At 45.7% G+C, this 22,565-nt stretch carries 22 protein-coding genes; 15 read left to right on the forward strand and 7 right to left on the reverse strand.

Features of this window, described 5'->3' with window-relative positions:
* The first annotated feature begins 14 nt into the window (after nucleotides 1-14).
* The 8 genes from hisD to AC0THY_RS13650 all read left to right on the forward strand — a co-directional run bounded on the left by hisD (nucleotide 15) and on the right by AC0THY_RS13650 (nucleotide 7,541).
* Nucleotides 15-1,310, forward strand: a complete 1,296-nt coding sequence (gene hisD, locus AC0THY_RS13615) for a histidinol dehydrogenase (protein ID WP_489991141.1) — start codon at nucleotides 15-17, stop codon at nucleotides 1,308-1,310.
* A gap of 183 nt (nucleotides 1,311-1,493) precedes the next feature.
* On the forward strand, nucleotides 1,494-2,084 hold the full coding sequence (gene hisB / locus AC0THY_RS13620; RefSeq protein WP_489991142.1) for an imidazoleglycerol-phosphate dehydratase HisB: 591 nt from the start codon (nucleotides 1,494-1,496) through the stop codon (nucleotides 2,082-2,084).
* 1 nt (nucleotide 2,085) lies between these two features.
* Nucleotides 2,086-3,375, forward strand: coding sequence for a bifunctional phosphoribosyl-AMP cyclohydrolase/phosphoribosyl-ATP diphosphatase HisIE (gene hisIE, locus AC0THY_RS13625; RefSeq protein ID WP_489991143.1), 1,290 nt, complete (start codon nucleotides 2,086-2,088; stop codon nucleotides 3,373-3,375).
* Between the two features lie 150 nt (nucleotides 3,376-3,525).
* Nucleotides 3,526-3,882 carry a hypothetical protein gene (locus AC0THY_RS13630; RefSeq protein WP_489991144.1) on the forward strand — a complete coding sequence of 119 codons (357 nt, stop codon included), beginning with the start codon at nucleotides 3,526-3,528 and terminating at the stop codon, nucleotides 3,880-3,882.
* Between the two features lie 22 nt (nucleotides 3,883-3,904).
* Complete coding sequence (locus AC0THY_RS13635; protein ID WP_489991145.1) at nucleotides 3,905-5,335, forward strand: phosphodiester glycosidase family protein; 1,431 nt, start codon at nucleotides 3,905-3,907, stop codon at nucleotides 5,333-5,335.
* 11 nt (nucleotides 5,336-5,346) lie between these two features.
* Complete coding sequence (locus AC0THY_RS13640) at nucleotides 5,347-6,258, forward strand: helix-turn-helix transcriptional regulator (protein ID WP_489991146.1); 912 nt, start codon at nucleotides 5,347-5,349, stop codon at nucleotides 6,256-6,258.
* A gap of 113 nt (nucleotides 6,259-6,371) precedes the next feature.
* Nucleotides 6,372-6,995: a TetR/AcrR family transcriptional regulator gene (locus AC0THY_RS13645; protein ID WP_489991147.1), complete on the forward strand. Its 624-nt coding sequence runs from the start codon at nucleotides 6,372-6,374 to the stop codon at nucleotides 6,993-6,995.
* Between the two features lie 21 nt (nucleotides 6,996-7,016).
* The gene (locus AC0THY_RS13650; RefSeq protein ID WP_489991148.1) at nucleotides 7,017-7,541 is read left to right on the forward strand and encodes a flavodoxin domain-containing protein; all 525 of its coding nucleotides are present in this window, start codon (nucleotides 7,017-7,019) and stop codon (nucleotides 7,539-7,541) included.
* A gap of 102 nt (nucleotides 7,542-7,643) precedes the next feature.
* On the opposite strand, the gene AC0THY_RS13655 is transcribed toward AC0THY_RS13650, so the two are convergent.
* The 5 genes from AC0THY_RS13655 to AC0THY_RS13675 form a co-directional block, all read right to left on the reverse strand.
* A complete protein-coding gene (locus AC0THY_RS13655; protein WP_489991149.1) occupies nucleotides 7,644-8,186 on the reverse strand; it encodes a hypothetical protein in 543 nt (180 codons plus the stop codon).
* A gap of 652 nt (nucleotides 8,187-8,838) precedes the next feature.
* Nucleotides 8,839-9,015 (reverse strand): hypothetical protein, encoded by a 177-nt coding sequence (locus tag AC0THY_RS13660; protein ID WP_489991150.1) that lies wholly within the window; start codon nucleotides 9,013-9,015, stop codon nucleotides 8,839-8,841.
* Between the two features lie 688 nt (nucleotides 9,016-9,703).
* Nucleotides 9,704-10,519, reverse strand: coding sequence for a collagen-like triple helix repeat-containing protein (locus tag AC0THY_RS13665; RefSeq protein WP_489991151.1), 816 nt, complete (start codon nucleotides 10,517-10,519; stop codon nucleotides 9,704-9,706).
* Between the two features lie 325 nt (nucleotides 10,520-10,844).
* Nucleotides 10,845-11,936, reverse strand: a complete 1,092-nt coding sequence (locus AC0THY_RS13670; RefSeq protein WP_489991152.1) for a tetratricopeptide repeat-containing glycosyltransferase family 2 protein — start codon at nucleotides 11,934-11,936, stop codon at nucleotides 10,845-10,847.
* Nucleotides 11,937-13,169: 1,233 nt separating this feature from the next.
* The gene (locus AC0THY_RS13675) at nucleotides 13,170-13,559 is read right to left on the reverse strand and encodes a desulfoferrodoxin family protein (RefSeq protein ID WP_489991153.1); all 390 of its coding nucleotides are present in this window, start codon (nucleotides 13,557-13,559) and stop codon (nucleotides 13,170-13,172) included.
* Between the two features lie 237 nt (nucleotides 13,560-13,796).
* On the opposite strand from AC0THY_RS13675, the gene AC0THY_RS13680 reads away from it, so the two are divergent.
* The 6 genes from AC0THY_RS13680 to AC0THY_RS13705 all read left to right on the forward strand — a co-directional run bounded on the left by AC0THY_RS13680 (nucleotide 13,797) and on the right by AC0THY_RS13705 (nucleotide 20,261).
* Nucleotides 13,797-14,459: a response regulator transcription factor gene (locus tag AC0THY_RS13680; RefSeq protein ID WP_489991154.1), complete on the forward strand. Its 663-nt coding sequence runs from the start codon at nucleotides 13,797-13,799 to the stop codon at nucleotides 14,457-14,459.
* A 54-nt stretch (nucleotides 14,460-14,513) separates the two neighbouring features.
* Nucleotides 14,514-16,085 carry a sensor histidine kinase gene (locus tag AC0THY_RS13685; protein WP_489991155.1) on the forward strand — a complete coding sequence of 524 codons (1,572 nt, stop codon included), beginning with the start codon at nucleotides 14,514-14,516 and terminating at the stop codon, nucleotides 16,083-16,085.
* A gap of 111 nt (nucleotides 16,086-16,196) precedes the next feature.
* Nucleotides 16,197-17,084: an ATP-binding cassette domain-containing protein gene (locus tag AC0THY_RS13690; protein WP_489991156.1), complete on the forward strand. Its 888-nt coding sequence runs from the start codon at nucleotides 16,197-16,199 to the stop codon at nucleotides 17,082-17,084.
* Nucleotides 17,074-17,844 carry an ABC transporter permease gene (locus AC0THY_RS13695; protein ID WP_489991157.1) on the forward strand — a complete coding sequence of 257 codons (771 nt, stop codon included), beginning with the start codon at nucleotides 17,074-17,076 and terminating at the stop codon, nucleotides 17,842-17,844. Before AC0THY_RS13690 ends, AC0THY_RS13695 begins: the two co-directional genes overlap by 11 nt.
* 117 nt (nucleotides 17,845-17,961) lie before the next feature.
* A complete protein-coding gene (locus AC0THY_RS13700; RefSeq protein WP_489991158.1) occupies nucleotides 17,962-18,846 on the forward strand; it encodes an MBL fold metallo-hydrolase in 885 nt (294 codons plus the stop codon).
* 53 nt (nucleotides 18,847-18,899) lie between these two features.
* Nucleotides 18,900-20,261, forward strand: coding sequence for a GH1 family beta-glucosidase (locus AC0THY_RS13705; RefSeq protein ID WP_489991159.1), 1,362 nt, complete (start codon nucleotides 18,900-18,902; stop codon nucleotides 20,259-20,261).
* Nucleotides 20,262-20,692: 431 nt separating this feature from the next.
* On the opposite strand, the gene AC0THY_RS13710 is transcribed toward AC0THY_RS13705, so the two are convergent.
* Both AC0THY_RS13710 and AC0THY_RS13715 read right to left on the reverse strand, forming a co-directional pair.
* The gene (locus tag AC0THY_RS13710; protein ID WP_489991160.1) at nucleotides 20,693-21,238 is read right to left on the reverse strand and encodes a DUF2812 domain-containing protein; all 546 of its coding nucleotides are present in this window, start codon (nucleotides 21,236-21,238) and stop codon (nucleotides 20,693-20,695) included.
* Nucleotide 21,239: 1 nt separating this feature from the next.
* A complete protein-coding gene (locus AC0THY_RS13715; protein ID WP_489991161.1) occupies nucleotides 21,240-21,554 on the reverse strand; it encodes a PadR family transcriptional regulator in 315 nt (104 codons plus the stop codon).
* 210 nt (nucleotides 21,555-21,764) lie between these two features.
* Here AC0THY_RS13715 and AC0THY_RS13720 point away from each other — a divergent pair, with 210 nt between their 5' ends.
* Nucleotides 21,765-22,520, forward strand: a complete 756-nt coding sequence (locus tag AC0THY_RS13720; RefSeq protein WP_489991162.1) for a MerR family transcriptional regulator — start codon at nucleotides 21,765-21,767, stop codon at nucleotides 22,518-22,520.
* The last annotated feature ends 45 nt before the right edge of the window (nucleotides 22,521-22,565 follow it).

Here is a 22,565-nt window from a genome sequence, read left to right on the forward strand (position 1 = left end):
AAGGATGAAAGCATATGCGTACAATAAAATTGACAGAGGAGTCCAAACAGAATCTTCTGGAGGGTCTTCTGGAGAGAAGCCCCAGCAGTTACGGGGACTATGAGAGCAGGGTAGCGGATATTGTAAATGCCGTGCGCAGGGACAGAGACAAGGCAGTGTTCGCTTTTACGAAACGCTTTGACGGGGCGGATATTGATGCCTCTAATATTCGTGTGACGCCCGAGGAGCTTGAGGAGGCCTACAGCCAGGTAGACGCTTCTCTTGTGGAAGTAATCCGCAAAGCATTGGTAAACATCCGTAGCTATCATGAGAAGCAGAGGCAGTATAGTTGGTTTGACAGCCAGCCGAATGGAACCATGCTGGGGCAGAAAGTGATGCCTCTTGCAAAGGTGGGTGTCTATGTACCTGGGGGAAAGGCAGTTTATCCCTCCTCTGTGCTGATGAATATTGTCCCGGCTAAGGTTGCTGGGGTGGAGAAGGTGATCATGACAACACCCTGCAACAGGGAAGGAAAGGTAAACCCCACCACGCTTGTGGCAGCCAACGAGGCCGGCGCGGATGAGATATACAAGGTAGGCGGTGCCCAGGCTGTGGCAGCCATGGCGTTTGGAACTGAGAGCATACCCAAGGTGGACAAGATCGTAGGCCCGGGGAATATCTATGTGGCTCTGGCGAAAAAGGCGGTTTATGGACATGTGAGTATTGACTCTATTGCAGGCCCGAGTGAGATTCTGGTGCTTGCGGATGAGACGGCAAATCCCAGGTTTGTGGCTGCGGACCTTCTCTCCCAGGCCGAACACGATGAGATGGCGTCGGCAATCCTGATTACCACCAGTGAGGAACTTGCTCAGGCGGTATCGAAAGAGGTGGAGGGCTTTCTGGAGGTTCTGTCCAGAAGACAGATTATGGAGAAATCCCTGGAGAACTATGGATACATCCTGTTAGCGGATACGCTGGAGGAGGCCATTGATGCGGCCAATGAGATTGCATCGGAACATCTTGAGATAGTGACAAGAGATCCTTTTCAGGTGATGACAAAAATTAGAAACGCCGGAGCTATTTTTATTGGAGAGTACAGCAGTGAGCCTCTTGGTGACTACTTTGCTGGTCCCAACCACGTGCTGCCCACAAACGGTACGGCCAAATTTTTCTCGCCTTTGTCCGTGGATGATTTTATTAAGAAGTCAAGCATTGTCTATTATTCCAGAGAGGCTTTGGAACCTATACATGAAGATATTATCCGGTTTGCGGAGTCGGAGCAGTTGACAGCACACGCCAATTCTATTCGAGTAAGGTTCGAGGATAAGTAAATAGAATATTGTACGTATAAAACAAACTATTCAGCAGGTCTGCGCATTTACTGCGCAGACCGTATGAAAATGATTCAGGAGTGGAAAAACCCCATCACCGAAGGTGATTTTAAATGGATTTTTGCATGTAACTGTGAAGGTACTGGACAGTTACATATAAAATAAAAAGTGAGGTGTGAAGAGATGGCAGAACGAATAGCAACTGTCAACCGAATTACGAAAGAGACGAGTATCAAACTGACCTTAAATTTAGATGGAACTGGTAAGTGCAGGGTGGATTCCGGAATTCCTTTTCTGGATCATATGCTTCAGGGATTTGCCAGGCACGGGCTTTTTGATTTGGAAGCTGAAATAAATGGGGATATTCATATTGATTCACACCATACGGTAGAAGATACCGGGATTGTACTGGGCGATGTGATTCGTAAAGCAGTGGGAGATAAGGTGGGAATCAAGCGCTTTGGAAGCGCAGTGCTGCCAATGGATGACGCTCTGGTTTTATGCGCCATTGATCTGTCAGGGCGCCCTTATTTTTCCTTTGACTGTGAGTATACCACCTACAAGTTAGGTGATCTGGAAACGGAAATGATCCACGATTTCTTTTACGCAATATCGTATTCTTCAGCCATGAATCTTCACATTAAGAAGATATCAGGTTTTAATAATCACCATGTGGCGGAGGGGACCTTCAAGGCATTTGGTAAGGCACTTGATATGGCCACCATGATTGACAGCCGGATTACCGGCGTATTATCAACGAAAGGGAAACTTTAAAATGAATACAAAAAAATTAGCATCTTATATTTTTATCAGAAATGGAAAAGCTGTCAAAGGCTTTTCCAATTTTACGCTTTTTGAGGACGGGGATGTTTTGCGGCTGGCACAGCACTACGGAAACACCGGAGCCGATGAGCTGGTGGTTTTTGACCTCTCAGCAGATGAGAGTGACCACGAGGAGTCCCTGCTTCTGATTAAAGAGATTTCCAGATGTGTGGATGTTCCGATACTGGGCGGTGGGAATATCAAACGGATGGAGGACGTCAAAAAGCTGATCTATGCAGGATGTAAAAAGGCATTTTTGAATTTTTCTAAAAAGGAAAATATAGAGCTTTTGGAGGAGGCTTCCAAAAGGTTTGGCAGGGAACGGATGGTGATCTGTGCTGACAGCCAGACAGAGCTGATTTCAAACAGAGAGCTTATCGAAGAGTACGCCTCAGAGGTGCTGCTGCTGGCGGACGAGATTCAGGTGAGTGAGGCCTGCCGTTTGGTAACGGTCCCTGTTCAGCCTCTGGTGATGCGCCCGGATATCAAAGGAGTGCTCAACCTGCTCAGCATGGACAATGTATCCGGTGTCTGTGCCCGCGTACTCTCTGAGATGTCAACCAATCTCATGGCAGTGAAATACACTGCCTGGGAGATGCGTATACCGGTGAATACTTTTGAGAGCAGCATGAAATGGAATGAGTTCAAACTGAACAGTGACGGGATGATTCCTGTAATCGTGCAGGATTACAAGACTATGGAAGTGCTCATGATGGCTTACATGAACCGGGAAGCCTTTGAGACTACCATAAAGACGGGAAAGATGACCTACTGGAGCCGCAGCCGGAACGAGCTTTGGATCAAGGGGGAAACCTCCGGACATTTTCAGTATGTAAAGCAGCTCTCCATTGACTGTGACAATGATACGATCTTAGCAAAGGTGGCGCAGGTAGGGGCGGCCTGCCATACGGGTAACCGCAGCTGCTTTTACCGGGATTTGGTACAAAAGGCTTATGATGACACCAATCCTATGAAGGTGTTTGAGAACGTCTTCTCCGTGATCAAAGACAGAAAAGCAAATCCCAAAGAGGGGTCCTATACCAATTATCTTTTTGATAAGGGGATTGACAAAATTTTAAAGAAGGTTGGGGAAGAGGCAACCGAAATTGTCATCGCGGCCAAAAATCCTAACCCGGAGGAGATAAAATATGAAATCTCAGACTTCCTTTATCACATCATGGTGTTGATGGCTGAAAAAGATGTGACTTGGGAGGACATCACAAAAGAATTGGCTCAGCGATAAAGTTTATACTTTTTTTATATTTTCTCCCATTTCGACCGGGTCATTTTTCAAAAATGACCCGGTCGAAATGGGAGAAAATGAATATTATCCGTATGTGCACATAAAATGTTATGTACACATGCGGTTTTTTATTTTAGAAAGGGTGATATCATGCAGGATGATTCTCTGGAAGGAAGAGAGATGCTCCTGAATGAAATGAGGGAGACGATACGGCAGAATGAACAGGATATGAGAGGCTGCGCTCATACCTATGGGTGTAGAAGGGGATATGGGTATGAGGCTGCGCCTCGGGAGATGGACAATGGACAGGCAAAAAGTGGTACTTTTTCCCTGCGTCTTCTGGTCTCTCTGCTGATATTGGGGGGATTTCTCTGGATGCACATGAAAGGAACACCTATTTTCGGCTATAATTCGGATAAAGTGGTGGAGGCACTGAGCCAGGATGTAGACTTGCAGGAACTGACAAATTCTGTTAGAATAGATCCCGAAGAGAGTATGGATAATTAACACACACAAAAGGGGGACATGAATGAAAAATACCGGAAGAAAAAATCTTTTTAAGGTTGTCGTTTTATTGTTATGCCTTTTCATGGGGGCGCTCTGTTTTGACGGCCAGGCCGCCCAGGCAGCGTCGAAACAAAACGGCTGGGTCACAAAGGGGAGCAGTAAATATTATTTTAAGTCAGGAGAAAAGGTGCTTGGCCTGCAGAAGATCGGCAAATACAAGTACTACTTTGACTTAAAGAGTGGCAAGATGCTCCGGGGAAAATGGAAGAGGCTTAGCAATAAGTACTATTTTTTCATGCGCAATGGCCGAATGGCTACGAAGCGGTGGATCAGTAATACCTACTATGTGAATTCCAAAGGAGCACGGGTAAAGAATAAATGGATCGGAAACCGGTTTGTAGGGGAGAACGGCAAGCGGATCAAGGGGTTCAAAGGCGGCTGGCAGAAGATTGACGGCAAATGGTACTTTTATACCTCAAAGGGTAAGAAAAAGACAGGATGGATTACATATAAGGGTAAGCGCTATTACCTGGATAAAAACGGCGTGCGTCTGACGAAGATGCAGAAGATCAATAACAAAAACTATTACTTTACCTCTAAGGGGGTTTTGAAAAACAGCGGATGGATCAAGTCTGGTGGGTGGTACTATTATGCCAATTCCAAAGGGGTGCTGGATACCAAGGAGCGGATGAATGCAAGTACACGAAATGCCGCAACCATCATAGAATACAGATCTTCCAGCCTGAATGTGAGGCTGCAGAAATCTTACCGTTACAGCACAAATTACTGGACTGCCCATGTCAAGGTGCGCAGTCCAAAACAGTTGAGGTCTGCCCTGTCCTACGGGACTTACGGCGGGACACGCCAGACTACATCAAGCGCTGTGAAAGCCAATAAAGCGGTAGTTGGAATCAATGGAAGTGCCTTTGATTACAATACCGGAAGACCGGGATTTGATGCTGTTATGATTAAAGATGGGAAGATCTACAACAAAGCTGCAGGGACCAGTTACTCCCTGATGGCGGTCAGGCAGGACGGAATGATGTATACACCGGAACAGGGTCTCAGTGCGAACCAGTTGGTTCGAAGCGGGGTGAAGGATACCTATAACTTTGGACCTGTTCTCATGCAGAATGGCCAAACGGTTTCTCTCAACGCCCAGGGAGATCCCAATGGGTTTGCCTCCCTGAAATACAAAGATCCCCGCTCTGCCGTTGGTATGGTAAGGCCAGGAGAGTATGTTCTTCTGGTGGCGGACGGAAGAGGACGGGGCGGTTCACAGGGACTTACGGCAAAAGAGATGATCTGGATATTCCGAAGCTTTGGGTGTACCTATGCCTATAATCTGGATGGAGGCGGTTCAGCTACCATGTCCTACAGAGGATATGTACTGAATAATCCCTCGGACGGCGCTGAGAGGCCGTGCGGTGACTTCCTTCTATTCACGAACTAGGAGTAGGAGACATGAAAATAGACCGATTGATAGGAATTTTGTCAATTCTTCTTCAGCAGGAAAAGGTTACTGCTCCTTATTTGGCGGAGAAATTTGAGGTTTCCAGGAGAACCATCAACAGAGATATAGAAGACTTATGCAAAGCAGGGATACCCGTGGTGACTGAGAGAGGTCAAAATGGAGGTATTTCCATTATGGAGGGGTACCGGGTGGACCGTGCCCTGCTTACCTCTTCTGATATGCAGTCCATATTGGCGGGGCTGCGAAGTCTGGACAGTGTGTCGGGAACCAATAAATACCAACAGCTGATGGAAAAATTGTCAGCCGGTAATTCCAAGATTCTAACCTCCAACAGCCATATTGTTATTGATCTCTCATCCTGGTACAAAAGTACTCTGGCGCCAAAGATAGAGCAAATACAGGCGGCAATAGAGAGACATGAGAATATTATATTTACTTATTATGCCCCAAAAGGAGAGAGCCAACGTGTGATTGAGCCGTATCTTCTGGTTTTTAAGTGGGCATCCTGGTATGTGTGGGGGTATTGCACGGAAAAAGAAGATTTCCGTATGTTTAAGCTAAACCGGCTGCTAAATCTGGATGTAACAGGAGATATTTTTATACCAAGACCCCTGCCTCCTTTTTCTATTGACAATGAGAAAATATTTGCGCCAACGTTTGATGCTGAGATTCTGGTGAAACCGGAAATGAAGTGGCGCCTCATAGAGGAGTATGGGATAAACAGCTTTACAGAACAAGCGGACGGGCGTCTGCGGTTTCAGGGTAGCTTTGCGGATAAGAATAGTTTATTTGGATGGGTACTCAGCTTTGGAGGGCATGCAGAACTGGTTGCTCCAATGCAGCTGCGCAGGGAGTTTGGTGAGATCATTCAAAACATATTGGTAAGATATCAGAAGCATTGAGGTGAAATCAGGACATGTGAACAGCATTGTCCTGATTTTTTACGTGGGAAGATTATTGACAATCTAACAAATGTTAGGTACAATTAGCCTATCAATCGTTAGGTGGTGATAAAATGAATACAAAAGAAAAGATAATACATGAAGCCTTGAGACTGTTTTCAAAAAAAGGGTATGACGCCGTCTCAGTCAGAGACATCGCAGGGGCTGTGGGAATAAAAGAGAGCTCCCTGTATTACCATTTTAGAAATAAGCAGGAGCTATTTGACACTATTGTAGAGTTTTGTTTTCAGCAGGCAAAATCTTATTTTCAGGAGCATGCGCTCCCCTTTGATGAGCAGGACGATTTGACGATGTTTCGTGAGACAGATCCGGAAAAGCTTACAGAGTTAATTTTTCATACCTTTGGTTATTTTTTTGATGATCCGTGCAATGTAATGTTTCGGCGGCTGTTGCTTCTCGGACAATATGAGAACGAACGGATAAGGGAAATTTACAAGGGGTTATACCGGGAATATCCACTCAAGATTCAGAGGGAGATATTTGCTATGTTGATGGAAAGGGGACTATTTAGAAAGGAACATCCGGAATCCGCGGCGATTGAATTCTACGGAGTGATTTATATGCTGATTCATACCTGCGACAGCTTGGAGGAAGCCAAACCAATCATTCGGGAGCACATGCAGCAATTTATCAAAAACTACTTGGTCCTGTCAACCCCCCAAAACAATTTAACGTAATGCTAGAAAGGAAGAGAGCAGATGAATGCAATAATTGTATATTACTCACAGACTGGATTTACCCGCCAATATGCCGAGTGGCTTGCAGATGCACTGAAGTGCAGTTGTATACCCTACGAGTGCAGAAAGCAAATAGATCCCGTACAGTATGACATGGTGGTTTTTGGAAGTTGGTGCCATGCAGGAAGGATCAAGAAGTTAAAATGGTTTCTTGAGGCTTTCAATGTCAGAGCGGATTGCAGAAAAGCAGTCTTCGCGGTGGGAGCTATGCCCTCAGATAGCCCGGAAGTTGAAAGACTTTTTGAACAGAACATGTCTGCTGAAGATTTAAAGGAGATACCTGCTTTTTATGCTCCGGGAGGACTCAGATATGAAAAGATGAGCCTGTCCTCCAGACTGATGATGAAAGCCTTTTCCCAAATGGTTGCCAATAAAAAGGATAAAACTGCGGATGAGGAGGAGATGGCTCGAATCATCAGTCACTCTTTTGACATTTCAGACCGCAGCTACTTAGAACCAATGATTCAATGTCTGCAATCTCAGTAAACAGACGTGTCTGCTAATGCAGACAACACCATGAATGAAAGGCAGTTGCTAATACTCAATCAGAAAGGCAGGCCGGTTTTAATCGGCCTGCCTGCCCGTCTGTTAGGAGGCATCTCCCAGACGAAGTACAGTTAAAGTAGTATTTTGAAAGGTATATCCGGCATCGTTCGTTACTACGTTAATGGTGGTGGGAGTGGTGGTTACACGTATAGGTACATTGAAGGTCAGCTCTGCCTCTTCGTTGGAGGCAGTGTAGGTGTGCCTTGCAATTGCACCAGCTACCGGTGTTCCATCTTGATTGAGTGTTACCTGCAGGGTACCGGGGATGGTGGTGCCGTTATCCACAGAAGCTGTTCCCTGGAAGGACACCTGATAAATTCCCGGTTGATTAATTATGACATCAGTGGAGCCAGCCTGATGGGTGATGGCTGCTCCGGAGACTAGGGGTGTATCCGTGAAGATAAGTGCACCTCCAGCAGTACTGGGTTGGGCGGTCTGGTCTACAGTAGCCAAAACATCCGGGACTCCGCCGCCGCCTCCAGGTTCTCCGCGGGGTATTACAAAATCGAAAATAGCATTTTCTTCCGTTCCGGTATTTATTACCTCCGCTGCAGTGCCTGGTTCTCCGGTGATTACGTTGCCCACTTGTATGGTAGCAGCAGGACCAGTGGGACCTGTTGCACCAGTCGCGCCAATTTCTCCGGGCTGTCCCTGTGGACCGTCAGAGCCAGTAGGTCCAGCTTCACCGGTTATGCCAGTAGGTCCCGTTGCCCCAGTCGGTCCGGTAGGACCAGCTGCACCGGTTGCGCCTCTTGGAATAATAAAGTCCAGTACATGATCAGGAGAACTACCAACGTCAATAACAGCGGCAGGGTTTTCTGGCTCTGTTGTAGTTGTGTTTCTGATTACTATTGTTTCTGCAGTCCCTGGGGTACCCTCAGAACCAGTCGCGCCAGTTGGCCCGGTAGGCCCAGTCGCGCCAGTTGGCCCGGTAGGTCCCGTTGAACCAGTCGCCCCACTAGGTCCGGCAGGCCCTGTTGCTCCACTAGGTCCGGTAGGCCCTGTTGGTCCACTAGGTCCAGTAGGTCCAGTTGGCCCAGTAGATCCAATAAGCCCAGTCACCCCACTAGGTCCAATAGGTCCGGTCGCTCCAGTTGCCCCGGTAAGTCCGGTCGCTCCACTAGGCCCGGTAGGTCCCGTTAAACCAGTAGCCCCACTAGGTCCGGTAGGCCCTGTTGGTCCACTAGGTCCAGTAGGTCCAGTTGGCCCAGTAGATCCAGTAAGCCCAGTCACCCCACTAGGCCCACTGGGTCCGGTAGGTCCAGTTGCCCCGGTAAGTCCGGTCGCTCCACTGGGTCCGGTAGGCCCTGTCAAACCAGTCGCACCAGTTGCCCCAGTGTTTCCTCTTGGGCCAATGGGTCCCATAGGTCCAGGATACCCTCTGGGCCCAGTAGGTCCAGTGGGACCGGGACATCCTCTAGGCCCCATAGGCCCGGTGGGCCCACACTTGCAGCAGCAGTTTGAGTGATAACAGCTTTCTGCTTCCACTTCAAACTCATTGCTTTCTGCAGTACTGTTCAGTGAGCTGTTCTCACATTCAGGGGTATTATTATGACAGGATCTGTCACGATTATTTGAAAATAGCATATACTCTCCTTTACTCCTTACGAGTACTATACATTAGTTTCGTTCTATTATATGAATTTTGAACAAGTTTGGTGCGAATGAAGCATCAAAATAAAGGGTGGCAAGTTACCTGAATTTGAAAGATAGTATCTACTGGTATCTATTTTAAATGAAATGGATTCATTAGGACGTGGTTCAGCATTTCTTAGAAAATCAGGGTGTATCAATATCGCGCTAACAGTATAATTGTTAAAGGAAACAATCATACTCTTAGACTCGTTATAGTATCGAACAGGAATGCTTGATACTAATTCTATATTTAATATGTTTCCGAAAGCAGGTTCCAATATAACCCCGTTAGCCATGATCGTATTCGGTAACCGAAAAGCTTCACTATTTACTTTAATATCTCCCAGTGTATAAAAAGAATGCCTGTCAACCCTCTCTTAATAGGGGCGTGGCTTTAATGAATCAGCATTGTCGGCATACGGTAAAGAAAAAAGAGGGTGGATAGCCGTATCCACCCCTTCAAAGCTTTAAACAAAAAATAGATCGATATTACAGGATGATATAAAGGTTATATTAGTATTAGTTTCATTAGTGAGTACTATTATACCGTATTCATTTCTTATAACCGTTCCCACTGAAGGAGTTTGAGTACTTGTTACGATGGTGGCATCAGATCCAACGGGCAAAAGAGAACGAACGGTCGCATCGCAATCAGTGAAACAATCTGTTGGAACGGGAACCGGTTCTGGCAAATAAACGATTGCATCATTGTACGTTGCATTGTTTATTTGAATCGTATCGATATTACATATAGACAAATACTGCATAAAATTCTGAGGATTTGTCACTTGAAATACTCCGGTACGCCCATTTGGGCCTGAAATCAAGGAGCCAGGACGACCAACAACTGCATCACCACTCTCTAAAGTGACCAATATATCATTATTTGGATATAAAGCAATAATTTGCTGTATGATATTTCTCATTTGCTCCTTACAGCCACAGTTGGCAGAATTCGTATTACCGATAGGACCAGTTGCACCTGTGGCTCCGGCAGGGCCAGTTGCACCTGTAGCTCCGGTAGGGCCAGTTGCCCCGGTAACCCCACTAGCTCCGGTCGGCCCTGTGGGTCCCATTGTTCCTTGCGGGCCGGTAGCCCCAGTTACTCCTCTCGGGATAATAAAATCCAGGACGTGATTGGGAGAACCGCTTATGTCAATGACTTGAGCAGGGTTTTCCGGATTTGTAGTTATAGTATTTCTGATTGTTATCGTTTCTGAAGTTCCAGGGGTACCATCAGAACCTGTTGCTCCGGTCGCTCCAGTGTTTCCTCTGGGTCCCATAGGTCCAGGGCATCCCATTGGACCGGCAGGCCCAGTGGGTCCGGGACATCCTCTCGGCCCCATAGGCCCGGTGGGTCCTGACGTACAGCAGCAATTTGACTGGCAGCAGTTTTCCGCTTCCATGTCAAACTCATTGCTTTGTGCAGGACTGTTCTGTGAGCTGTGCTCACGTTCAGGGGCATTATTGTGGCATGATTTGTCACGTTTATTTGAAAATAGCATATATTCTCCTTTACTCCTTACAAGTGCTAAACATTCGTTTCGCTCTATAATATGAACATGGAACAAGTTGTGTGACAATAAAGGGACCAGGGCAAGGGGAGTATCAGCCGGAAACAGAGGGAAGGGCAAAGAGTTTTTCAAAATAAACTTGATTAAGCTGAACTTCCTGAGTTTCCGGCTTTAGTGCCATAGCGCGCTTGTGAAATGCAAATGCTTTTTTATGTTCTCCCAGTTGGTCATAGCAGACACAAAGCTGCACAAGGGGAATGTAATTGTGATAATCCTTCTGGATAAAAGCGCCCGTGGACTCATCAGTAGTTGAGGCAAGTGCCTGCTCATACCAGTAAGCAGCCTGTTTATAAGCGTGTGCATTTAGTAAAAGTCTGCCAATTTCACAGCAAATTTCAGCTCGGGGCACGTCGTAAGAAAAACTTTGAAACAGGACAGAGAGAGCTTCCTTTTCTCTTCCAAGTAATTGGTAGCAGTGGGAGAGCTGCAGACAGGCATCAATTTTATTTTCCACCCATCCATCAGGGTTGTTTAGAAAATCACAAAAAGTTGCAGCCGCATCCTCATATCTTGCATGGTAAAAAAGCTCCCTTCCATAGTAAAATTGATGGCGTGGCTCTAAAATTTCCCCATTTTCTAACATAGATTCGTAGATCTTCAGGTTTCGATCAGGATCACCGGGACCAATCTTGCGATGTTCAATTTCAATCTGTGAGTAGAGTAGATTTCCACTGGGGATCACTGCCTCATGCACTCTTCCGTGCCACAGATATCCACAACCATTTTTTATCAGACGCTCCCGATAATAGGAGAAAGCCGGTCTGCCATTTATGTCAAACCCTGTTATATATTTCATGAATACCATATCAACATCTGGATTCAAAGTACTTTTAAGTTCCATGAATGTCTGCCTGTTTGCAGGAGTAATCATATCATCTGCATCCATCCACATCCAGTAATCCATAGTCGCTTTAGAACAGGCATAATTCCTGGCAGCGGAAAAGTTCTGGTTCCAGGAAAAATCAAAGACAAGAGGGGTGTATTTGCGGGCGATATCTTTGGTACTGTCAGTGGAACCGGTATCCACTATGATGATTTCGTCTACAACACCGCACATGAGCTCCAGGATACGCGGGAGAGATTCCTCCTCATTTTTTACTATCATACATAAGCTTATTGATATCATACAGTTCTCCTTAGCTTGACGACAGTTAAGGATAGTTCACCTTCGATTACGGCGGAAGGACTGTTAAAGGTCAGATTAAAATTTGTGGTATCCGTTGCGTAAAGGATAAAATGCATAGAACCAGTGGCGCTGGAATTGTCCGTACCTGTTTTAAAATAAATACCAGTGTCGATATGGGCGGCATTGTTATAGTAGGGGGTCACCTGAATATAGCCGGCTGTTCTCATTAGCATAGAGACGCTATAAGAAATCAAATAATAACCGGGTTCTAAAACGATGCTGGCAGGACTGCTGTAGGTAATTTGACCTGTGGGATCTGATATCTGAGGATAAAAGGGAATCAGAGATGCGTCTTCCGGTCGAATCGCATAGCTGGAAAAGGATGCAAAAATATCATCTGGAATCTCCCCTGCAGGCCCAGTGGGCCCGGTCGGTCCAGTAGGCCCGGTAGCACCATTCGATCCTGTAGGCCCAGTAGCACCGGTGGGCCCGGCAGCACCATTCGAACCGGCAGGCCCAGTAGCACCGGTGGGCCCGGCAGCACCATTCGAACCGGCAGGCCCAGTGGCACCGGTAGGCCCGGCAGCACCATTCGATCCTGTAGGCCCAGTAGCACCAGTGGGCCCTGTGGCACCAGTGGGTCCGGCAGATCCAGAAATGCCAGTAGCACCCGCAGGCCCAGTCGGTCCAGTGGGCCCGGTAGCACCAGTGGGTCCGGCAGATCCAGAAATGCCAGTAGCACCCGCAGGCCCAGTCGGTCCAGTGGGCCCGGCAGCACCATTCGAACCGACAGGTCCGGTAGCACCAGTGGGTCCGACAGGCCCGGTAACTCCAGCGGGCCCAGCAGCCCCGGTAGCTCCAGTTATTCCCGGAGGTCCGGCGGGACCTGGGCACCCTCTAGGGCCAGTGGGTCCAGTGGGGCCGCAGGGACAGCAGTTTGGACGGCAGCAAGATCTTATGTACTCAGCGGATTCGGTTTGTAAATCGTTTTCGGATAGGGAATTTTCCATGGGATTTTTGTTTTTAGAACATCTGAAAAACATATGATTCATCCTCCTGTTTTTGCACAAAAAGGCTCAGTCTCTAACAATATATGCAAAAAAACCAAAGTGGTGAGGAGGGGTGGGAGAGAACATAGATAGGTGCAAAAAAGATGGGAATTAGCCCTGGGGGCAGAAGTGTGTGTTCCACCAAAATAGATACGCTGCCGAAACACACACTTTGCAATAGAAGTTAAATCTCTGTCTTCCAAAATCCGTGCAGATTACAGTAGGCATATGCAGCCACCGGACGGTCACCCTCCGCCAGAAGAAAAACGGCGACAGGCTCATCGGTTGCACTTAAGTTTACTCTCTGACATCCCTTTTCTGTCTGCAGATAGACCCATTCGATACTGTGTTCCTGAGACATGGGATGGAAGACACTGCCCACCTTAACGGTAACACGGTTGCCTTCCTGTTCTACTACCGGCAGATGCTTTTCCTGAGCGCCTTCTGAGGTGTTTGCAGTCAGTTCTTTGAGCTGTGTGTCACAGCAGGAGAATTCTCCCTTGTCTCCGCAGATTTCTTCAATGACGACATGACAGCTGCCGCATGCATAAAATTTAGGTTCTTTCTGGTTCATAATTACCTCCTAATAGATTCATCTTTGCAAAAATATGAAATACTTCTGTACAGGTTTCTTTTTTATTATGTGCATGATCTGCCTTTTCATTCCGAATCTTTGATATAGGATTACTTTCCGAATCTTCATACCAAATTCATAAAAATTTGTTATAATTTTAAATAAACGTACCAGTAACTTAATTTTAACAATACCAGGCAGATCGATAAGAAGCAGAAAAGGGGAGGAGATGTTCACATGAAAAAAATACTGTTTATGGAGGATGAACCAACTATTCGTGAGGTCTTAGCTGAATATATGAAGATGCAGCATTATGAGGTGACGGAAACAGCAGATGGGGAGGAGGCAGTGGATGCCTTGGGGCGCAGCATTTACGATATGGCAGTGCTTGACATTATGGTTCCCAAGAAAAATGGCTTGGAGGTACTGGCTTATATCCGTCAACGTTTTCCAGACATGGGAGTGATCATGCTGACAGCTCTTGGAGATGAGCAGACACAGGTGAAAGCTTTTAATGCCTTTGCAGATGATTATGTGATTAAGCCTGTGTCGCCCATCATTCTTTTGAAGCGCATGGAGACGATTCTGCGCCGTGCAGCCCGAAAATCACAGGTGGAGGAGCTGGGACTGGTGATACGAAAGGAGTCCTATCAGGCATTTTTTAATGGTGAGCCCCTGGATCTGACCTTGAGTGAATTTTTGCTGCTGCAGGCTTTATGTGAGGAATCCAAGAGAGTTTTTACCAGAGAACAGCTGATTCTCAAAATATTCAATGAGGATTATATTGGAAACGACCGAATCATAGATGCCCATGTCAAAAATCTCAGAAAAAAGCTGCCCGTAAACTGCATTCGCACGGTCATTGGTGTTGGATATCAGTTTGAACCAGCCAGCCGCTAAGGACAGGCAAGTCCGGATTGGGCTTGTGTTTGAAAGAAAAAATGGAGGAAAGGTATGGGCCTGTCAAAAAAAACATTCTGCTACAGTATTTTAATTTCGTTGGTATTAATTGTATTTGTTGTTCTGTATTTTTCGTTTATGCTTCCCTCTCTGTATGTGGAATATATGAATCAGGAAAACCTGGATTCCATAGTAAAAGTTCAGGAGGGGTATGTAAAGGACAGAAGCTACCAGGGCCTTCAGGTAAAAAATCCTACAGGTTCTGCATCTGTGGAGATACCATACGTTGGAAATAAGATTTATCTGGCGGGAAAGGCATTTCGTATTGCCGTGGAGTTAAATGATAAAGAACTTCTGGAGATGGTCTGCCAGCTGAGGGATGCGGCGAGATCAGCGGAAAGCTTTGCGGATATTGAGATGCCCGACATGGATATTGAGAAGTTTATAGAGCGGCTACAGCAGGAGGATACAGGTCTGTTCGCAGAGCTTTTGTCCGTTCACATTGAGCTGGATGAAGAGATAAATGGCTTGGAAAGCAGAAAGGGAAAGATACATCAAATCTCTGATTCTATGGTGGTTTTTGAAGGTGGTATGAATGACGGAGAAATTGACTATACCACATATTTTGCAGCCGGGAAGACTGAGGATGCGTTAATTTTCTCTGTACTTCCTGTCACAACACCCCAAATGAAGGAAATACGTTCCATTGTACTGGGCAGCCTGCCTATGATTACTGCGGTGGTGTTTTTGATTGTTTTGATTGCCTCTCAGATGTTTTCACGAAGGATCGTTAACCCGATCATCCGGCTTGCAGGATATGCGGAGGAAGTCAAGGAAGCAGGATATGCAGAACTGGAACCCTTTGTAATTCATGAGAAGGACGAGATTGGTGAGCTGGGTACGGTTCTAAACGAGCTGTATGAGAGGCTTAGGAGACAGTACCGGGAACTGGAAGAGAAGAACCGGGCCCTGGCAAGTGAAAATAAGCGGCAAGAGGTCTTTTTGAGGGCATCCTCCCATCAGCTGAAAACGCCTATAACAGCAGCTCTATTGCTGACAGAGGGTATGATTTCTGAGATAGGAAAATATGAGGATACGCATAAGTATCTCCCGGAAGTGAAAGCACAGCTTCTTGCTATGCGGAAGATTGTGGAGGATATTTTGTACCTGAACCACTCTGCAGATCATATTCGAAAAGAGCAGGTGGACATGAACTTGATGGTCAGAGAGGCCCTGGAGAATTATCGGATTCCGGCAGGGGAGAAAAAGCTGCAGTTTTCCTATATGGAGAGATCCGTGGACACTGTGACGGATATGGAGATTATGCGGAAGATTCTGGACAATCTAGTGTCCAATGCAGTCTCCTATACTCCTGATGGCGGCAGAATTGACATTCATCTGTCTGAGAGGTGTCTGGTGGTTCATAACACTGGAGCACATATTGACGAGGGACTGCTGCCACATATCTATGAGCCCTTTGTGAGCAGCGACACCAGCCACAAAGGCAGAGGACTGGGGCTCTATGTGGTATCTTATTATGCCAGGCTATTAGGTTTGGAGATTGTGTTGAAGAACCGGGAAGATGGTGTCGAGGCGCGTCTGAGCTTAGATCAAGGAGGCGCATAGCTGCAAAGAACCTGCACGTCATCTTCATACGGTCTTCACAGGGATTTGATATGATATAGGTATCAAAAGATGTTGGGGTCAAAGGTTCTTTTAGAGAAGGAGAGGAGATATATGCTGCTGACGATTAAAGATCTTCAGGTTCGTTATGGAAACCAAATTGCACTGCAGATTGACCGCCCTATCGAAATCAGGGAGGGTGAGCGGATAGGTATTATCGGTTCCAATGGTGCTGGAAAAACCACGCTTGTGAAAGCAGTTTTAGGGTTGACGCATTATAAGGGAAGCATACGGACCAGTCTGAGGCCGGAACAGATCGCTGCCCATATGCAGTCAAACCACTATGCCGCGACGATGCCGGTCAAAACGATTATGGAAACCATTCTGGATACGAGTATCCGGAAAAACAGAGAGCTGCAGGAGCTGATCAAATACTTTGAATTTGAAAAATGTCTTCATAAGCGCTATACACATTTGTCCGGGGGACAAAAACAGCGATTTACAATTATCATGGTGATGCTTCAGAATGCGCCTCTCACTTTTTATGATGAGGTGACGTCTGGGTTGGATTTTGAAACCAGGCAGAAACTGATGGAGAGATTGTCCGATTGGTACCAGGGGAGATCGAACACTCTGTGTATTGTATCCCATTATTATGAGGAACTGGAGATGCTGGCGGAAAAAATCCTGATTTTAGACCAGGGGAAGGTAATTGACTTTGGCAGTAAAGGGGAATTATTTCAAAAGTACTGCGGGCGCTCTGTGATCATTGTAGATAATAACAGGGACAATCAAGAGCTGCTTGGGGAATACAAAAAATTGGTGGCCCCGGATCATCTTTTGGCTGTTTCCTGCCCGGATCTGGACGCAGAGCAGAGATTGTCCCTGCTCTTACTGCAAAAAAATGTGAACTTCAAAAGAAGTGACAATGATATTGAGATCATGTCCACTAATGCAAAGGCTGCATACTATGGGAAGGAGGAGCTGCAAAATGAAAGCTAAGAGATGTAATAAACGCCTGATTGTCTACGAGATATTAAATGTGATTGGAAATCCCTTTATTGCCTTTTTTGGAATTGTGTTTCCTGTTATGATGCTGATGATCATTACCGTCTCATTGAAAAAGCAGGTTCCCGCCTCCATGCTTCAGGAGTCAAATACGGCTGTGTTTATCACAATGAGCCTAGTCATCCCTATGGCCGTGATTCTATTGGGCCACGCAGCCAACTATTCACAGGAGCTTGAGAAGGAGATACCGATTCGGCTGCAGCTGTTTGGATTCCGTGCAAACAGTATCATGATTGCAAAAGTGATTGCCCAGACCATAACTTTGACAGCAGGACTGATTTTTTATACAGTGGTTTCCTATCTCTTCGTAGATTTGCAGGTTCCAAGGCTGGCGTCTGCCATTTGCCTGATTGTCTGCCTGTATATTTTGGGAATATTGTACTTCTTGTTTGCACATGGACTGTCTAATATTTTGAAAAAGTTTGGCCCCACCTATTCAATCAGCATGTTATTGTACTTTGGTATCATGCTTCTCTGTGGAATGATGGGAATCCAGACAGAACAGCTTCCCAAATTTCTGAAAGGAATTGCCTCATTCCTGCCAATGAGCTATATAAGCAGCGATTTTATCGATTTCTGGCAGGAGGGCAGCTATAATTTTGGACCCTTGATACAGGCATTCCTCTTTTTCGGCGCTGTCTGCGGACTTCTGCTTCTCTATGCCAATTACCGCAACAGAAGAGTGATAAAGTGACGGCTGGCTTCGTTACTGTGAACGTGTGAAGAGTAACCTGGCTGCTGAACATGGTGTGGTAGTTTCCCTGCAATTGTGTTAGACTGTACCTGTAGAGTATATTATGGAGGTATGGATATGTATGAACTAAAACAGGTTGGCAGCAGCAGTTACTACATAGAAAGTCCTGCAAAGATTGGTCTTTTCAGGCTAAATGAGACAGAAGTATGCTTGATTGACAGCGGAAGTGACAAAGATGCCGGACGAAAAGTTAGGCAGATTTTGGACAAAAACAACTGGCATCTTGCAGCCATCTATAATACCCACTCAAACGCGGATCATATTGGAGGAAACCAGTATCTGCAGGGGCAGACAGGCTGCAAGATCTTTGCTCCCGGGATAGAATGTGACTTTACGAGGTCTCCTATCCTTGAACCAGCCTTTTTATACGGCGGTTTTCCGCCAAAGGAGTTGAGGCATAAATTCTTGATGGCAAAGCCGAGCGATGCCGAGTATCTCCAGAGGGAGAATCTGCCGGAGGGATTGAGCATGATCTCTCTTCCCGGACATTTTTTTGAGATGGCAGGGTTTCGAACTGCAGATAACGTGGTTTATCTTGCGGATTGCCTATCCAGCAGGGAGACCCTGGAGAAGTATCAGATAGGATTTGTTTATGATGTCGCTTCCTATCTTGATACCTTACATAGGGTAAAAGAGATGGAGGCGTCTCTCTTTGTGCCCTCCCATGCAGAAGTCACAGAACAGATTGCACCCCTTGTCAAGATGAACATTGATAAAGTAAATGAAATTGCGGAAAAGATTGTCCACATCTGCAATACACCGGTTTGTTTTGAGCAGATTTTACAGAGGCTATTCCTGGATTATTCCCTGGTGATGAATTTTCAGCAATATGCATTAGTTGGAAGTACCGTTCGGTCTTATCTGTCCTGGCTTAAAGATACAAAGAGGCTGGAGGCAATATTTGACAATGGGCGGTTATTGTGGACTGCAGGTGGGGAGTAAAAAAGAATCCCGCCGAGGCGTATTCGAGATAAAAAGCAGGAGGAACAGAGTATATGGGATTTCGGAAAGATTTTTGGTGGGATGCAGCAACTTCTTCGTATCAGATAGAGGGAGCTGCCTATGAGGATGGCAAGGGTCTGAACATATGGGATGTTTTCTGTCAGGAAGAGGGAAGGGTGTTTAGCGGACACACAGGGGATGTTGCCTGTGACCATTACCACAGATATCGGGAAGACGTGGAGTTGATGAAACAGCTGGGTTTGAAGGCTTATCGCTTCTCTATTGACTGGAGCCGGATTCTTCCGGATGGTACCGGTAAAGCAAACGAAAAGGGGATTCGATTTTATAGTGAACTCATCGATGCTCTTTTAGAGGGTGGGATTGAGCCGTTCATTACTCTGTATCACTGGGAACTTCCCTACGAGCTGTACAAAAAGGGCGGCTGGCTCAATGAGGAGATAGTAGACTGGTTCGGAGCATATGCTCGTCTAGTGTCAGAACGATTTTCGGACAGAGTAAAGTATTTTTTTACATTTAATGAACCTCAGTGCTTTATAGGACTCGGCTATCTGGACGGGATTCATGCGCCCGGAGTGAAGGCGCCGGTGAGGGATACCTTTCAGATGGCCCACAATGTGCTGAAGGCCCACGGTATGGCTGTAAAAAATCTAAAAGAATATGCGAAACAGGAGATTTATGTGGGGTACGCCCCAACGGGAAGTATGAGCTTTCCGGACAGCGATAAGCCAGAGGATATCGAAGCTGCCAGGAAACATTTTTTCAGCTTTCCGGAGGCTTTTGACCGCTGGGCCGGAAACGTACGCTGGTGGAGTGATCCGGTGCTCTTTGGAGAGTACCCGGAAGAGGGCTTAAAGAAATATCAAAAATATCTTCCCAAAATTACAAAAGAGGATATGAAATTGATTTCCCAGCCTATTGATTTTTATGGACAGAATATTTACAGCGGAAACAGGATTCGCATGGGAGAAGACGGAGCGCCCCAAGTGGTGAAGCACTATGACGGGTTCCCTAAAACGGCTCTGGACTGGCCGGTGACCCCGGAATGTCTGTGCTGGGGGCCGAAATTTTTATACGAGAGATACCTAAAACCCATTTATATTACGGAAAATGGTCTCTCCTGTCATGATGTAATCTCTGTGGACGGACAGGTACATGACCCTAACAGAATAGACTTTCTCACCCGCTACTTACGGGAGTTGAAGAAATGTGCAGAGCAGGGAGCGGATATTCGCGGATATTTCCACTGGTCTCTTATGGATAACTTTGAGTGGCAGAGCGGATATGCAGAGCGTTTTGGGCTGATATTTGTGGACTATGGTACACAAAAGAGGGTTATCAAGGATTCCGGATATTGGTATAAAAACTTAATCTTGGAGAATGGACGAAATATATAAATAGAGAAGGAAAAGGTAAATATACCATGAATGAATATTATATTAGAGAGGCAGATTCCTGTTTTCGCTACCTGGACTTTCCGGGTAACGATATTCCTATTTTACTGATACATGCCTGTACCGAAAGGATTTATATTCGGTGAGCGTTCATAGCCGGATGAAGACTATGATGTAATGAAGCAGCGGGGTGTACATGTTGAGACCGTGGAACAGGCAGGTCACTCTATGGCGTGGGAAAATCCACAGGGATTAGCGATTGCTGTTTCCAGATGTGTGGAGGCATTCCGCGCTGCATTTTGATATTAATGGGGCTGTCGCAAAATGAATCTTTCATACAAGATATTGGGACTGACTTGTGAGTCAGAAAACATATCTTGTTGGTGATTTACATTTTGCGACAGCCCCATTGCAGCAATCAGCGAGACAACTATCTATTGCAGTGACTTCCAATATCTCCAGAATTGGTATCCAAACCAAGCAAAAAGAGCCAGATACAGGAGAAACAATCCCATAAACAGAATCAACAATATTTGATTTATCAGTCTGTTAAAATGAGCCTGCAGATATATATTTGGTAAGATCAGAAGAAAGAAAAAGAAGATAAGAGGAATCACACGCCCCTGAAATACCCGTTTCATCATATCCAATCTGGATGCATTATCACAGAAGATTTCTTCCTCACCGTTCATTTCAGAAACGGGTTTGCAGAAATAGCTGTATCCTGCATAATCCTGTATATATTTCCAGCCGCAGTCATGGAACATCTGGATGTACTCCCCCTTATGCGCTGTGCCGTTGGGATTGTAGTCTAATTGATAGACAACGTCTTCTGGCTCACATTTATCAAAATGATAGAATCCAATAGAGCTTACCCCAGTAAACTTCCAGCCATTTTTATGCTGTTTCCTTAAAAAATCCTGCTCTTTCTGCCATTCTGGAATCGTGAAAAATCTTAAAACTGTTTTTCTGTCGTTCATTTTAGCGCACCTCCATCATGTTTTTATATAAACGTTCTATACGCAGCATCTCCAAGTCCAATACTTGCGTTCCTAAATCGGTAATACAATAAATTTTTCGTTTCTCTTCCTCGCGCACAAACTGGATCAGCCCATCTCTTTCCATTTTAGACAGGCTTCCATACATGGTGCCAGGACTTATCCTAAGTTCTCCCCGGGTCAACGTCTCTACTTTTTGTACAATACTGTAACCATGCGATTCCTCCCGCAGACACAGCAGGATATAAAAACCTGTCTCAGTCATTGGCACATACACTTTCCGAATATGAGCATCCATAAAATCCCCCCAAACTATTCAGTACGATATATCGAACTGCGATATTATACCTATAGTATATAGCACTGCGATATATTTGTCAATGTGTATCGGCTGATATTAAGGATAATTAAGGTTCTCCCATCATGGATTACTCTTCTTGAAATTGCGTCAAGCTCAGCCCTGTGCTATACTTCATAAGTAGCGCTATACTAATAGGAGGAGTGATGAATGACCACATACAAGACTTCAGAAATTGCATCAATGATTGGCATACACCCAAATACTGTTCGGCTGTATGAAGAGTTAGAGCTCATCCCAAAACCACAGCGTCAGCCCAATGGCTACAGGATTTTTTCGGATCTCCATGTGGAACATTTTCAGCTTGCGAGGCTTGCCTTTCAGGTAGAAGTACTACAAAATGGGCTCAGGAAAAAAATGGTACAAATGGTTAAAGTATCTGCAGCCGGGGACTATGATAGAGCTGTGAATATCACAGAGGATTACTTGGCTCAAGTTCGGCGGGAAATTGGGAATGCAAAGGTGGCCATTGCCGTTGTGGAGCAGATCTTAAATGGAGATACACAAAAGGACGCGCAGACCTATAAGAGAAAAGAGGTATCCGAGAAATTAAATATTTCTATGGATACATTGAGAAACTGGGAGATGAACGGTCTGCTGAGTGTGAAACGCATGCAGAATGGATATAGAGTATACATGGGGGCAGATATACAAAGGCTGAAAATAATCCGCTCACTGAGATGTGCAAATTACTCATTGGAATCCATTTTGTCTATGCTTAGCCAGTTAGATGAAGATCCCCAGTTGGATATAAAAAAGGCGCTAGATACTCCCAGAGAAAGTTCAGAAATCATCGCGGTCTGCGATAAACTGCTCACCTCTTTGGCAAAAGCAGAGAGGAATGCGTGCGAAGTGATGTGTAAATTAAAGATCATGAGAGAGAAATATTTTAAACCCTCCACTTAGCCACCAATGTTGTGCTCTGTGATATCCTTGTTTTTGACAAAAACA

Source organism: Ruminococcus sp. 8Y-12, from assembly GCF_058119865.1.

Excerpts from the sequence above, each read along its gene's own strand:
- hisD (WP_489991141.1), top strand. The coding sequence starts at position 15 with ATGCGTACAATAAAATTGACAGAGGAGTCCAAACAGAATCTTCTGGAG.
- hisB (WP_489991142.1), top strand. The coding sequence starts at position 1,494 with ATGGCAGAACGAATAGCAACTGTCAACCGAATTACGAAAGAGACGAGT.
- hisIE (WP_489991143.1), top strand. The coding sequence starts at position 2,086 with ATGAATACAAAAAAATTAGCATCTTATATTTTTATCAGAAATGGAAAA.
- AC0THY_RS13630 (WP_489991144.1), top strand. The coding sequence starts at position 3,526 with ATGCAGGATGATTCTCTGGAAGGAAGAGAGATGCTCCTGAATGAAATG.
- AC0THY_RS13635 (WP_489991145.1), top strand. The coding sequence starts at position 3,905 with ATGAAAAATACCGGAAGAAAAAATCTTTTTAAGGTTGTCGTTTTATTG.
- AC0THY_RS13640 (WP_489991146.1), top strand. The coding sequence starts at position 5,347 with ATGAAAATAGACCGATTGATAGGAATTTTGTCAATTCTTCTTCAGCAG.
- AC0THY_RS13645 (WP_489991147.1), top strand. The coding sequence starts at position 6,372 with ATGAATACAAAAGAAAAGATAATACATGAAGCCTTGAGACTGTTTTCA.
- AC0THY_RS13650 (WP_489991148.1), top strand. The coding sequence starts at position 7,017 with ATGAATGCAATAATTGTATATTACTCACAGACTGGATTTACCCGCCAA.
- AC0THY_RS13660 (WP_489991150.1), bottom strand. The coding sequence starts at position 9,015 with ATGTCCCGGTCCCACTGGACCTACTGGGCCCAGAGGGTATCCTGGACC.
- AC0THY_RS13665 (WP_489991151.1), bottom strand. The coding sequence starts at position 10,519 with ATGGGACCCAGAGGAAACACTGGAGCGACCGGAGCAACAGGTTCTGAT.
- AC0THY_RS13670 (WP_489991152.1), bottom strand. The coding sequence starts at position 11,936 with ATGATATCAATAAGCTTATGTATGATAGTAAAAAATGAGGAGGAATCT.
- AC0THY_RS13675 (WP_489991153.1), bottom strand. The coding sequence starts at position 13,559 with ATGAACCAGAAAGAACCTAAATTTTATGCATGCGGCAGCTGTCATGTC.
- AC0THY_RS13680 (WP_489991154.1), top strand. The coding sequence starts at position 13,797 with ATGAAAAAAATACTGTTTATGGAGGATGAACCAACTATTCGTGAGGTC.
- AC0THY_RS13685 (WP_489991155.1), top strand. The coding sequence starts at position 14,514 with ATGGGCCTGTCAAAAAAAACATTCTGCTACAGTATTTTAATTTCGTTG.
- AC0THY_RS13690 (WP_489991156.1), top strand. The coding sequence starts at position 16,197 with ATGCTGCTGACGATTAAAGATCTTCAGGTTCGTTATGGAAACCAAATT.
- AC0THY_RS13695 (WP_489991157.1), top strand. The coding sequence starts at position 17,074 with ATGAAAGCTAAGAGATGTAATAAACGCCTGATTGTCTACGAGATATTA.
- AC0THY_RS13700 (WP_489991158.1), top strand. The coding sequence starts at position 17,962 with ATGTATGAACTAAAACAGGTTGGCAGCAGCAGTTACTACATAGAAAGT.
- AC0THY_RS13705 (WP_489991159.1), top strand. The coding sequence starts at position 18,900 with ATGGGATTTCGGAAAGATTTTTGGTGGGATGCAGCAACTTCTTCGTAT.
- AC0THY_RS13710 (WP_489991160.1), bottom strand. The coding sequence starts at position 21,238 with ATGAACGACAGAAAAACAGTTTTAAGATTTTTCACGATTCCAGAATGG.
- AC0THY_RS13715 (WP_489991161.1), bottom strand. The coding sequence starts at position 21,554 with ATGGATGCTCATATTCGGAAAGTGTATGTGCCAATGACTGAGACAGGT.
- AC0THY_RS13720 (WP_489991162.1), top strand. The coding sequence starts at position 21,765 with ATGACCACATACAAGACTTCAGAAATTGCATCAATGATTGGCATACAC.